11 protein-coding genes are annotated in these 12,775 nt (G+C 62.9%); 8 read left to right on the top strand and 3 right to left on the bottom strand.

The features are described from left to right. Nucleotides 1-28: 28 nt before the first annotated feature. Nucleotides 29-979: a GlxA family transcriptional regulator gene (locus C7I87_RS26770; protein WP_306440518.1), complete on the bottom strand. Its 951-nt coding sequence runs from the start codon at nucleotides 977-979 to the stop codon at nucleotides 29-31. Between the two features lie 121 nt (nucleotides 980-1,100). Here C7I87_RS26770 and C7I87_RS26765 point away from each other — a divergent pair, with 121 nt between their 5' ends. Next, complete coding sequence (locus C7I87_RS26765) at nucleotides 1,101-1,409, top strand: putative quinol monooxygenase (RefSeq protein WP_149907043.1); 309 nt, start codon at nucleotides 1,101-1,103, stop codon at nucleotides 1,407-1,409. Between the two features lie 45 nt (nucleotides 1,410-1,454). Here C7I87_RS26765 and C7I87_RS26760 read toward each other — a convergent pair whose 3' ends face one another. Next, on the bottom strand, nucleotides 1,455-2,357 hold the full coding sequence (locus C7I87_RS26760; protein WP_149907042.1) for a LysR substrate-binding domain-containing protein: 903 nt from the start codon (nucleotides 2,355-2,357) through the stop codon (nucleotides 1,455-1,457). A gap of 92 nt (nucleotides 2,358-2,449) precedes the next feature. Between C7I87_RS26760 and C7I87_RS26755 the strand changes: the two genes are divergently transcribed. From C7I87_RS26755 to C7I87_RS26730, 6 genes are all read left to right on the top strand, one after another. Beyond that, nucleotides 2,450-4,000, top strand: a complete 1,551-nt coding sequence (locus C7I87_RS26755; protein ID WP_149907041.1) for a trimethylamine methyltransferase family protein — start codon at nucleotides 2,450-2,452, stop codon at nucleotides 3,998-4,000. 44 nt (nucleotides 4,001-4,044) lie between these two features. Then, entirely contained in the window at nucleotides 4,045-5,694 is a 1,650-nt protein-coding gene (locus tag C7I87_RS26750) for an ABC transporter substrate-binding protein (protein WP_149907040.1), read from the top strand. Between the two features lie 74 nt (nucleotides 5,695-5,768). Next, nucleotides 5,769-7,751 carry an oxidoreductase gene (locus tag C7I87_RS26745; RefSeq protein ID WP_149907039.1) on the top strand — a complete coding sequence of 661 codons (1,983 nt, stop codon included), beginning with the start codon at nucleotides 5,769-5,771 and terminating at the stop codon, nucleotides 7,749-7,751. Nucleotides 7,752-7,803: 52 nt separating this feature from the next. Next, the gene (locus C7I87_RS26740; RefSeq protein WP_149907038.1) at nucleotides 7,804-8,913 is read left to right on the top strand and encodes a mandelate racemase/muconate lactonizing enzyme family protein; all 1,110 of its coding nucleotides are present in this window, start codon (nucleotides 7,804-7,806) and stop codon (nucleotides 8,911-8,913) included. 124 nt (nucleotides 8,914-9,037) lie between these two features. Beyond that, entirely contained in the window at nucleotides 9,038-9,514 is a 477-nt protein-coding gene (locus tag C7I87_RS26735) for a DUF3828 domain-containing protein (RefSeq protein ID WP_149907037.1), read from the top strand. A gap of 4 nt (nucleotides 9,515-9,518) precedes the next feature. Next, the gene (locus C7I87_RS26730; RefSeq protein WP_149907036.1) at nucleotides 9,519-10,127 is read left to right on the top strand and encodes a hypothetical protein; all 609 of its coding nucleotides are present in this window, start codon (nucleotides 9,519-9,521) and stop codon (nucleotides 10,125-10,127) included. Between the two features lie 8 nt (nucleotides 10,128-10,135). On the opposite strand, the gene queF is transcribed toward C7I87_RS26730, so the two are convergent. Next, a complete protein-coding gene (queF, locus tag C7I87_RS26725; RefSeq protein ID WP_140717669.1) occupies nucleotides 10,136-10,597 on the bottom strand; it encodes a preQ(1) synthase in 462 nt (153 codons plus the stop codon). 56 nt (nucleotides 10,598-10,653) lie between these two features. Between queF and C7I87_RS26720 the strand changes: the two genes are divergently transcribed. Further along, the gene (locus C7I87_RS26720; protein ID WP_149907035.1) at nucleotides 10,654-12,699 is read left to right on the top strand and encodes an oxidoreductase; all 2,046 of its coding nucleotides are present in this window, start codon (nucleotides 10,654-10,656) and stop codon (nucleotides 12,697-12,699) included. Nucleotides 12,700-12,775 lie beyond the last annotated feature (76 nt).

The following is a 12,775-nucleotide window of genomic DNA, read 5'->3' as shown; positions in this document are numbered from 1 at the left end:
GGAGAGGCAGAATGATGGTGGTTGTGGATCAGCCGGCGGCGCGGATCTCGCGCACGCCCTTGCGTAGCCGCCGTCGCAGCAGATTGCGCAGCGTCACCCCGTCGCCATAGCCGACCTTGGCGGCAATCTCCTCGACGCTGTCCGACGTTGTCTTCAACAGATGCACCGCCTGCTCTACGCGCAGATCCTGGAAATAGGAGAGCGGCGTCTTGCCGAGCACATCGTTGACGCGCCTCGCCAGCGTGCGCTTGCTGGCGCCGAGTGCCGCCGCCGCCTCATCGAGATTGAAGCCCTCGGCAAGCCTCCCGCGCGCCCAGCGTTCGAAGCGCTCGACCAGTGGGTTCGAATGGGCGAGGTGGTCCGGGATCGCATAGGCCGATTGCAGCGGCCGGCTGTCGACGATCAGATATTTCGCGGTCAGCGCCGCAAGCTCCGGGCTCGCCTGCCGGATCACCAGCAAGGCGAGGTCGATATGGCCAAGCGCCGCACCCGCGGTGACGAACTGCCCGTCATTGACCAGCATGCGCGAGGCGTCGAGCCGCACCCGCGGATAGCGCTGCCTGAACATCGGCGCCAGCCACCATGTGGTCGTCGACGGCCGCCGGTCGAGCAGGCCGGATTCGGCGAGTACGAAGGTGCCGATGCAGGCGGCGCCGATGCGCGTGCCGGCCTCGGCCAAGGCAAGGAGCGCGCCGACCCCTGCCGCCACATCATCGCGTTGCAGCGCCGCTCCGAGCGGCTCCGGCATCTTCTGGCCGAGAGCAGGGATCAGCAGCCAGTCGGGCGCCGGTTCGTTGCCGATCGGCGTTACAGGCACCTCTAATCCCTGTGCGGTGTGCACGCTGTCCGAGACCCCGACCATGGTTGTGACGAAGCGGCTGGGCGCAGCAGGAAGCATGGCGGCGAGCTCATTGGCGGTGCCGAACACATCGAGCACCGTGGCGAGCCCGGTATCGAAAGCGCCGTCAAGAACAAGCACGGAAATGTTCATGGCAAGAATGATATCAAAGAAGTCGTTTCTGCCAATACGGTTTTCCCATCGATGCTGCGATTCTCATCCTCGATGGCCGATCTGGCCGCGCAACGAAGGAGATGAGACAATGATCAAGCTTGCCCTGTTCGCACGCTTCGAGGCCAAGCCCGGCAAGGAGAACGATGTCGCCGCTTTCCTGCAGACCGGTCTGCAACTCGCCAACCAGGAAGCGGGGACGCCGATCTGGTTCGCCCTGCAGCTTTCTCCAAGCGTCTTTGGTGTGTTCGACGCTTTCCACGATGAGGCCGGGCGCCAGGCGCATCTCACCGGCGAAATCGCAAAGGCGCTGATGGCCAATGCCGCAACGCTGTTTGCCGGCCCGCCCACTATCGACAAGATCGATGTGCTCGGCCTCAAGAATGATGGCTCGGTCTGATCCATATTACATCACGCGCGATCCGGCATTGCCACTCTGATATCCTCAAGCCTGCGCGGCCAGCCAGTCGCGCACCTTGCGGGCATTGTCAGAGAGCTCGCGGTTCTTCGGCCAGATGACGTAGAATGCGGTGCCCGTCTTCATCACGTGGTCCGTTACCGGCACCAGCAGCCCGGTCGACAGCAGTCGCTCGACAAGGTGGCGCCAGCCGAGCGCAATGCCTTGCCCTTCCATGACCGCCTGGATCACGATCGCATAGTCATTGATGCGCAAGCCACGCTCCGCATTGCGGAGGCTGGCGCCGGCCGACTGGAACCATTCGTCCCAGTTCGGGGCCTCGCGATAGGGCTCCTCCAGATGAATGAGGCGGTGTGTCGCCAGTTGCTCCACGGTTTCAGGTCGGCCGAATTTCGTCAGATAGCTGGGACCCGCGACCGGGAAAATCTCTTCATCGGAGAGTGATAGCGAGTGGTAGTCCGGCCAGTCGCGTGGCACGCCTCCGCGCACGGCCAGCGGAATGCCTTCGGCGATAATGTCGAGATCGCGGTCGCCGGTCTGGATGCGAAGATCGATGCCCGGCAGTTCGTCGCGGAACCGCTGCAGGCGCGGCATCATCCAGAACGAACCGAAGGCCGTCGAGGCGGCGAGCGTCACATGGCCGCCGGTCGCCTGCAGGCGTAGGTCCTCCGCCGACTTGCGGATGTGGGAAAGACCGAGCGAGACGTCGGCATGGAAGCGCTCGCCGGCCTCGGTCAGGCTGACCTGGCGGTGGCGGCGCTGGAACAGCTGGGCGCCGAGCTGCTCCTCCAGGCCCCGCACCGCATAGGAAACGGCAGCCTGGGTCATGCCGAGCTCGCGCCCGGCGGCGGTGAAACTCGACAACCGGCCCGCCGCCTCGAAGACGATCAGGCTGCCGGCGGAGGGCAAGAGATGGCGCAGGTTTCGCATAAGCACAGCTTATACAAGAGATCAGGATTTTCCAACGTCACAGCCGTATTTCGCCTCGCTAAGCTGACCGGGATCGAAGGGATGGAGGCTCCATGAACGCACCGGCCGCTGAATTGACCGAGCAAACCCATCGCCGTGGCGGTGGCCGTCTCGGGCGCAAGGCGCTTCGTGGGGCACCGATCGCGTCGTTCCCAACCCTGGTTCGTCAGATCCCGGTGTACCAGATGGTTCCCGACGAGGCGGTGGAGTTGATCCACGAAGAGTCGCTGTCGATCCTGGAAGAGGTTGGCTGCGAGTTCCGCGACGACGAGGCCATCGCCTTGTGGAAGGCCGCCGGTGCCGATGTCAGGGAAACGCGGGTGCGCATCGATCGCGCGCTGCTGATGGAACTCGTCTCAAAGGTTCCCGCCGAGTTCACGCTCAACGCACGCAATCCCGAGCGCACGGTACGGGTCGGCGGCAAGAACTCGATCTTCGTGCCGATGTATGGCGCGCCCTATGTGCGCGACCTCGACAACAACAGGCGCTACGGCACGCTTGCCGACCTCAACAATTTCCACAAGCTCGCCTACATGGCCCCGGCGCTGCACTCGTCGAGTTCGATCATCTGCGAGCCGATGGAAATTGCAGTGCCCAAGCGGCACCTGCACATCATCCATTCGGCGCTGAAATATTCCGACAAACCGTTCATGGGCATCGTGACGTCCAAGGAGCGGGCGGAAGACACGATGGCGATGGCTGCAATCGTGTTCGGCGAGGAGTTCGTCCGCGACAATCCGGTGCTGGTGGCAATCACCAACTGCAATTCGCCGCTGGTCTGGGACGCGACCATGCTGGACGCCATGAGGGTGTATGCGCGCCACAACCAGCCGCTGATCCTGGCGCCCTTCGCTCTCTGCGGCGCCTCGACCTCGGCGTCGGCCGTCGGCGCGGTGGCGCAGGTCAATGCCGAGGCGCTTGCCGGTGTGGCCTTCACCCAGCTCATTCGTCCTGGTTCACCCCAGATCTACGGTCAGTTCATGGTCACGGTCGACATGAAGACCGGCGCGCCCATGGGTGGCACGCCGGAGGCCGCCCAGATGATGTATCTGATGGGCGCGCTGGCGCGGAAATACAAACTGCCGTGGCGCACGTCAGGCTTCCACGTCGGTTCGAAGCTCAACGATGCCCAGGCCGGCTATGAGGCGAACATGCTGATGCATGCCGCCATCCTCGCTGGCGCCAACTACATCTGGCATTCGGCCGGATGGCTGGAAGCGGGTCTCACCTGCGGCTACTCGAAATTCGCCACCGACTGCGAACAGCTCGTCGGCTGGTACAAATACGCGGGCGGGTTGCCTTTCGACGATTTCAAGGACGCGATGGCGGCGATCCGCGAGGTCGGCCCGCAGGGCCATTTCCTCGGCACCCAGCACACGCTCGAGCATTTCGAGAAGGCTTTCTTCATGCCGAGTATCATGGACTTCAACTCCTACGAACAATGGAAGGCGGAAGGGGCGAAGGACCACGACACGCGCGGCCGCGAGAAGGCGCGCAACATGCTCGCGGATTATGAGGAGCCGAAACTCGACGAGGGCATTGCCGACGGTCTCAAGGAGTTGATCGCGCGGCGCGAGGAAAAACTGCCGGATAGCGTTAGTTGAAAGAAAACGGGCGAAGACCCGACGGAACCAATGGGAGAAAGAAAATGGCGATTTTTAGAAGCAACGGCGATCGCGTCCCGGCCGCCATCGAGGCGATGGCCGAAGAGGCCCGCGCTGGCCGCATGGACCGGCGCGAGTTCCTGGCGCTGGCGAGCGCCTTCGGCGCTTCAACGGCTGTTGCCTATGGCATGATCGGGCTCGCGGTTCCGACAAAGGCTCTTGCCGATGAGCCGAAGAAGGGCGGAACGCTGCATGTCGCGATGTCGGTCAAGGCGCAGAAGGATCCGCGCACCTATGACTGGACGGAGATGGCGAACGTCACTCGCACTTGGCTGGAGCCGCTCGTTCGCTATACCCGCCAGTTCACTTTCGAGCCGGTGCTGCTGGAAAGCTGGGACATCAACGACGACGCCACCGAATATACGCTGCACCTGCGCAAGGGCGTCACCTGGAACAATGGCGATGCCTTCAACGCCGACGATGTGATCGTCAATCTGAACCGCTGGTGCGAGAAGGGCGCCTCCGGCAATTCCATGGCGGCACGCGTCGGCGGGCTGATCGACGCCAAGACCGGTAAGGCGAAGGACGGCGCCATTACCAAGGTCGACGACCACACAGTGAAGCTGAAACTTTCCGAACCCGACATCTCGATCATCCCCAATTTCACCGACTATCCGGCGCTCGTCGTGCATCGCGACTTCGACAAGGACGGCGCCGACCCGATCAAGAAGCCGGTCGGTACCGGAGCTTTCGAACTGGTGTCCTACGCTGTCGGGACAAAGGCGGTCGTCAAGCGCCGCGAGAACGGCAAGTGGTGGGGTGGCGAGGCGCCGCTCGACGGTGCCGAATTCATCGACTACGGCACCGATTTCAACGCCACGGTGAGCGCCTTCGACTCAGGCGAGATCGACGTCGATTTCGAGACGCCGGCCGATTTCATCGACATCCTCGACAAGATGAACCTCGTGAAATCGGAAGTCGCGACGGCGACCACGCTGGTGGCCCGCACCAACATCACGCACAAGCCCTACGACGATCAGCGGGTCCGTAACGCGCTGCAAATGGCTGTCGACAACAACGCCGTCCTGCAACTGGGCTATAATGGCCGCGGCACGGTCGGCGAAAACCACCATGTCAGCCCGATCCATCCGGAATACTATCCCCTGCCCAAGAAGACGCGGGACATGGCGGGCGCCAAGAAGCTGATGGCCGACGCTGGACAGGCCAACTTCGAGCATGAACTGATCACCGTCGAGGACGAATGGCAGAAGAACACCGGCGACGCGATCGCCGGCCAGTTGCGTGAAGCCGGTATTAAGGTGAAGCGTACCGTTCTGCCTGGCTCGACCTTCTGGAACGACTGGACGAAATATCCCTATTCCATGACGATCTGGTACATGCGCCCGCTCGGCGTGCAGGTGCTGGCGCTCGGCTACCGCACGGGCGAGGCCTGGAATGAGACGGCCTATTCCAATCCGGAATTCGATGCCAAGCTCAAGCAAGCGCTGGCCCTGAGTGATGTCGCCAAGCGCAAGGAGGTCATGAAGGATGTCGAGCAGATCCTGCAGGACTCCGGCGTCATCATCCAGCCATTCTGGCAGAAGCTCTACTGCCACATGAGCAAGAAGGTGAAGAACTACGGCATGCACCAGACCTACGAAATAGATCTCCAGAACGTCTGGCTCGACGCGTAACTCCCCAGGACTTGGCAAAAAAATGCGCCGGCACCTCTCTAGGTGCCGGTCGCGCGTTAAGGGAGAGAGGGCGTATGTCTGAGCGGGTCTTCAAGCGTCTGTTCGAGCCGGCAATGTTGCGTGGCAAGACATTGCGCAACAGGATCGTGTTTGGAGCCCATACCGCGAACATGGCCGAGGGTGGGCTGCCAACCGAACGCCATGTCGGCTATTACGCCGAACGCGCGATCGGCGGAGCTGGCATGATCGTGGTTGAGCCGATGCCTGTGCATCAGGCTGCGGTGCTGACACGCGGTAATTTTCGCCCCTGTGACGACAGCGTGGTACCGTATTTTCGCAAAGTAACTGACGCAATCCGCGGCAACGGCGCCGTCGCCATCCAGCAGCTCTACCATGTTGGTCAGCACGCGGACGCGGACAACTCATTCCATGCCGGTTGGTCGCCTTCCGGCCTGCCGAGCTACCACGACTCCGACGGTTCGCATCGGATGTCCGAAGCCCAGATTGAAGAAACGATCGACGGCTTTGTCCAGGCGGCGCGCCGTTGCCGCGAGGCCGGCTTCGACGGCGTCGAGGTCTGGGCGGCGTACCATTCGATGCTGGACCAGTTCTGGACCCCCTGGTCGAACCGCCGGGACGACCGATGGGGCGGCAGCCTCGAAAACCGCACCCGGATGAGCCGTGAGGTGACGACCAGGATTCGCCGGGAATGCGGGGATGATTTCATCATCGGTCTTGCGGTCAACGATGAGCCCGAGGTCGAGGTGGCACTGAAGCGCGAAGCGCTGGCCGAGATAATCGACCTCCACGACCGCGATACCTTGATGGACTATGTGACTTGCGGAACGGGTTCCTACTTCGATTTCTACAAGATCATGCCGACCTTTGTTTACCCGGAGAAGCTCGGTGCCGACCTGGCGTCCGTGCTCAAATCCACCGTGCGTCACGCGTTGATCACCGCCGAGAGCCATATCCGCACACCCGAGAACGCCGAGAGCGTGTTGAGCGAAGGCCGCGCCGATCTCGTTTCCATCGTGCGCGGGCAGATTGCCGATCCGCATCTGGCCGCAAAGGCCGCCGCCGGACGGCCGCAGGACATTCGCGGCTGCCTGTCCTGCAACCAGATGTGCTGGGGCCGGCGCAGCCGCGACTACTGGATCAGCTGCGTCATCAATCCCTCCGCGGGCCGCGAATGGGAGTGGGGCGGAGATCGCTTCGCTCCGGCCGGCCAGCCGAAGCGCGTGCTGGTCGTCGGCGGTGGCCCAGCCGGTCTGGAAGCGGCGCGCGCAGCTGCCGAGCGCGGTCACCGCGTCACACTGGCCGAGGCATCCGACCGCCTCGGCGGGCAGTTCCGTCTTGCCGGATTGCAGCCGCGTCGCGCCCAGATTCTGGACCTGATCGACTGGTACGAGCGCCAGCTCGGCCAGCTTCAGGTCGACATCCGCTACGGGCAGTATGTCGAAGCCGACGATGTCGAGCGCGAAGGCGCGGATCATGTCATCGTCGCCACCGGCTCGATGCCGCCGGACGGCGCTTTCCAGCGGGCCTTGCCGCACTGGGAAAGCATTCCAGGCGGCGGGCCGGTGCTCTCGGCCGAAGCGGTGATGGCCCGTGAGGCGCGGCCGGGGAAAAATATTCTCTTGCTGGACGATGGCGGCAATTGGAAAGGGTGCGGCACCGCCTGGAAACTCGCCGAGGACGGTCACAATGTGACGCTTGTGACACCGGACGCCCTGGTTGGCAAAGAGCTTCAGCGAATGGCCGTCGACGCGCCGCTGCGTCGGGCACTCGCCAAGCTGAACGTTCGGTTTGTGACCGAAAGCGCCATCGTGCATTGGGATGGCAAGACGGCCAGGATCGCTTCGCTGCTCGACGGGACCGAGCAAGAGGCCGAAGCCGACGCTTTGGTCTTCGCCGCCACCAGCATGGCGCAGGACAGCCTGTCCATCGAACTCGAAAGGCGCGGAATTGCGCATACTTCCATCGGCGATTGTACCGCCTCCAGACAGGCGGCATTTGCCATTCATGACGGGCGCAAGGTGGCGCTTGGACTTTGACGATCGCGAAAGGCGCCGGACCAGGCAAGGCATGAACGGGGCTAATGTCTGAATGCGTATCCAGTCAATCAAAGTCTATCAGGTGCTTTTGCCTGTCAAAGGCGGTGCCTACCGGATGGCCAGCGATACCGTGCAGAACTTGGACAGCACGCTGGTTGAAGTGACCACCGAGGATGGACTGTCAGGCTGGGGCGAGACTTGCCCGATCGGCCCTGTTTATCAGCCCCAGCATGCTCTTGGCGCGCGAGCGGCAATTGCTGAAATAGCGCCTGGACTCGTCGGCGAGGACACGGCGTCCATGCGCCGCCTTGCCAAAAAAACGGACGAGCGGCTCAACGGTCACAACTATGCCAAGGCAGCCTTGGACATAGCTCTCCTCGACCTCGCCGGCCAGCGACTGGGCGTCCCTGTATCAACACTTCTCGGCGGTGCGCTCACCGATCGCGTGCCGTCATACTACTCGACGATCGTCGGTGCTCCCGACGAGACCGCGCGTATTGCCGCCGACAAGGTCAATGCCGGATATCCACGGCTTCAGATCAAGATCGGCGGGCGAGATCTCGAACAGGACGTCGCCACTGTGCACAAAGTATGGGAGGCGGTTGGCTTCAAGGCCCGGATAGCCGTCGACGCCAATCGCGGCCTGACCGCTGCCGCGGCGCTGCACATCGATCGGCTTTGCCAGGCAATCCCATTCGTGTTCGAACAGCCTTGCAACACCATGGAGGAAGTCGCGGGTCTCAAGGGACGCGTTACCCATCCGATCTATCTCGATGAAAATACCGAGGATTTGAATGCCGTGTTGCGGGCCGTTTCGTCAGGTATCGCGGACGGATTCGCATTGAAGGTCACCCGCCTTGGCGGCCTCACCAAGATGGCGACGGTCCGCGACCTGTGTGCGATACGATCTCTTCCGCACAGCTGCGACGACGCCTGGGGCGGAGACGTCATCGCCGCCGCTTGCGTGCACCTCGCCGCCACCGTCGAGCCGAGACGTTTTGAGGGAGCCTGGATCGCGCAGGAATATATCGAAGGGCACACGGATCCCGTAAACCCGATCGTGATCGAGAACGGGCATATACGCGTCCCGCAAGTCCCGGGGCTCGGCGTCAAGCCTGAACGCTCCCAACTCAACGTGCCGATTGCCACTTTCGGAGACTAAGGATCGTTGGATGTGATCTATGCAAGTAGACGAGCCACCCGAAGGCTTCATGAGCCGCAAAAAAGCCGATATGCACGATGCGTGGTATTGATTGCTTTCCGCAGCCAAACATTCGGGGAAATCCATGAAACTGCTGCTCGCTGCCATCCTGTCGATTGCCGCACCAGCCGCCGCCCTGGCCGGTCCGGCGTCCGACGCCGTGAGGTTCTTCTACGTTCCGCAGGTCAAGTTCGAGGCAGATGCGCAATATCGCGATCGCTTCACCGAGCCGGTGACGAAACTGTTCGACCTCAACGACCAGGCGACCAAGAAGAACCCGGATCAGGTCGCCTGTATCGACTTCGACCCCGGGCTGGACGCGCAGGATTTCGACCAGAAGACCATCTCCAAGACCTTGAAACTGTCCGAGACGGTGGATGGCGATACGGCGCAAGTGGTGGCGAGCTTCAGTCTGTTTCCGGAAGGAGACGATTCGCAACGCGAAATGCACTGGTCGCTGAAGAAGGTCGACGGCAAGTGGAAGATATCGGACATCGCATCGAAGACCAGCGACTGGACGCTGAGCCAGCTCGAATGCATTGCGGGCCAAGATCTGGAGTGATGCGATGGCCGGCCGCGCGTTCCTGCTATTTTCGGCCATGTGCCTGCTGGCGGCGGGCTTGAACGGCGCAGCCGCTCAGGGCCTGTTGGGCGCGCCGCCGGCAAATGCTCCGGCCGGAGCTGCGCCTGATGAGAGCGGGACGCCGCCGGCAACCGCGCCTGGCGGAGCCGCGGAGCCGCCAACGCCACCGGCCGCCTTGCCGCCCAGCGGACCTGCGACCCCCATCCTGCCGGGTTCGCCGACAGCGGTGGTGCGGCCGTTCTACGATCAGGTCGGCCTGGAGGTCGATCCGGCTCAGCGCAGCCATTTCACAGACCCGGCCAAAACCGTGCTCGACAAGAGTGATGCCTTGCGCAAATCCGGGCAGGGCGAGTGTCTCGATCCCAACATGGCGCTCGACAATGCGGACTACGACAAGGCCGAGATCGACAAGAGCCTGAAGACGCTCGAAGCGATCAACGGCGACCAGGCCAAGGTGATCGTCGCCTTCGTCGTCGCCGGCAACCCGCACCGCCTCGAATGGAAGTTCAAGAAGGTCGGCGGCGAATGGAAGATATCGGACCTTCTGTCGGTGACCGGCGAATGGGCGCTCAGCCAGTATCAGTGCGAATGATCGCCGAACTAGCCGCGTCCGCGATAGGGCGCAACGCCGGTATCCGGCAGCCAGGCGCCTTCCGGCGGAGCTCCGGTTTGCCAGAACACGTCGATCGGAATGCCGCCGCGCGGATACCAATAGCCGCCTATGCGCAGCCAGAGCGGCTTGGTCGCGGCCACGATGCGACGGCCGATCATCACCGTGCAGTCTTCATGGAAAGCGCCATGGTTGCGAAACGAGGTCATGAACAGCTTGAGCGACTTCGATTCCACCAGAGCCGCATCGGGTGCGTAATCAATGACGATATGGGCGAAATCCGGCTGTCCGGTCACCGGACAGAGCGAGGTGAATTCCGGGCAGGTAAAGCGCACGATTGCCGGCGGTCCGTCGCCGCGCGAAAACGGCACGGTTTCCAGGACCGCAGCTTCGGGGCTCTGTGGCGTCTCGACGTGCGTGCCGAGCTGGGTGAGATTTTTAGTATCGATCATAAGCGGTTTTCCTTGGATTGCCGCTCATTAGCACAAATTAAAACGGCAGGAAGACGATGACCAGCAACGACCCGCTCCTTCAACCCTACCAGCTCAAGCATTTGACACTGAAGAATCGGGTGATGTCGACCAGCCACGAGCCGGCTTACTCGGAAGACGGCATGCCGAAGGAACGCTATCGGCTCTATCATGCCGAAAAAGCCAAGGGCGGCATGGCGCTGACCATGACCGCCGGTTCGGCCATCGTCTCGCGCGACAGCCCGGCCGCCTTCGGCAATTTGCATGTCTATGACGACCGCATCGTGCCGTGGCTGGCCGAACTCGCTGACGCCTGCCACGAGCATGACTGCAAGGTGATGATCCAGATCACCCATCTCGGCCGCCGCACCGGCTGGAACAAGGCCGACTGGCTGCCGGTGCTGTCAGCCTCGCCGGTGCGCGAGCCGGCGCATCGTGCTTTCCCCAAGACCATAGAGGAATGGGACATCGAGCGCATTGTCGCCGACTATGCGTCGGCCGCGCAGCGCTGCCAGGCGGCCGGGCTCGATGGCATCGAGTTCGAATCCTACGGCCATCTGATGGACGGCTTCTGGTCGCCTGCCACCAATCATCGCGAGGACGAGTATGGCGGTTCGCTCGACAATCGCCTGCGCTTTACCAATATGGTGCTCGATGCGGTGCGGGCGGCGGTCGGCGAGAAATTCGTCGTCGGCATCCGCATGGTCGCCGACGAGGATTTCGACAAAGGCCTGTCGAAGGAGGAGGGCGTCGAGATCGCCAAGCGGCTGGCCGGCTCCGGCAAGGTCGATTTCCTAAACATCATCCGCGGTTCGATCGAGACCGATGCGGCGCTCACCAAGGTCATACCGGTGACCGGCATGCGGTCTTCGCCGCATCTCGATTTCGCCGGCGAGGTGAGGGCGGCGACAAAATTCCCGACCTTCCACGCTGCGCGCATTTCCGACGTCGCCACCGCGCGCCATGCGATCGCCACCGGCAAGCTCGACATGGTCGGCATGACCCGCGCCCACATCGCCGATCCGCACATCATCAAGAAGGTGATGGAAGGCCGCGAGCACGAGATCCGCCCATGTGTCGGCGCAACCTATTGTCTCGACCGCATTTACGAGGGCGGCGAGGCGCTGTGCGTTCACAACGCGGCAACCGGCCGCGAGGCCGATATTCCGCACGTCATCGTCAAGACGGAAGGGCCTAAGCGGAAAGTCGTGGTCGTCGGCGCCGGCGCCGGCGGACTGGAGGCGGCGCGAGTCGCGGCCGAGCGCGGCCATCAGGTGACGATCCTGGAAGCATCATCACAAGCGGGTGGCCAGGTGCGTCTGGCGACGCAGAACCCGCGCCGCAAGGAGTTGATCGGCATCATCGACTGGCGACTGACCGAACTCGACCGGCTCGGCGTCGAGATCCGCTACGACACTTGGGCCGAGAAGGACGACGTCCTGGCGCTGGCGCCTGACGTGGTGGTCGTCGCCACCGGCGGCCTGCCGCAGAACCCGCCGCTGGCCTCCGGCGACAATCTGGTCACGTCGAGCTGGGACATCATGGCCGGCAGCGTCAAGCCGGCCGAAAACGTGCTGCTCTATGACGACAATGGCGGCCATCAGGGCATGGGCGCGGCCGAGTTGATCGCCAACAGTGGCGCAAGACTGGAACTGGTTTCGCCGGAGCGTTTCTTCGCTCCCGAAATGGGCGGCATGAACCACGTGCCGTACATGCGCGCCTTCCAGGAAAAGGGCGTCACCGTCACCATCAACACGCGCCTGCGCTCGGTGCGGCGCGAGGGCAATCAACTGATCGCGGAACTCGCTTCGGACTTTGCCGATGGTTGGCGCGGGGAGCGCAGGGTCGACCAGGTGGTGGTCGAGCACGGCACGCTGCCGCTCGACGATCTGTATCTTTCGCTGAAACCGCTGTCGAAGAACGGTGGTGCGATCGACTATGAGCGGCTGGTGAGCGGCGGCGATATCTTCCCATCGCGCAATTCGGAAGGTGGCTTCGTCCTGTTCCGCATCGGCGATGCGGTCGCCTCGCGCAACATCCACGCCGCTATCTATGACGGCATACGGTTCGGGATCAGGATTTGATCACGATCAGGTGGCGCGCAACGGCCTTTGCAAGGAGAGCCACCTGCCGCTCTGGTCCGTTGCGCGCCGCGCATGA

The organism is Mesorhizobium sp. SARCC-RB16n, assembly GCF_008520305.1.
Taxonomy (GTDB): Bacteria; Pseudomonadota; Alphaproteobacteria; order Rhizobiales; family Rhizobiaceae; genus Mesorhizobium.
This window is presented reverse-complemented; position numbering and strand designations above follow the sequence as displayed.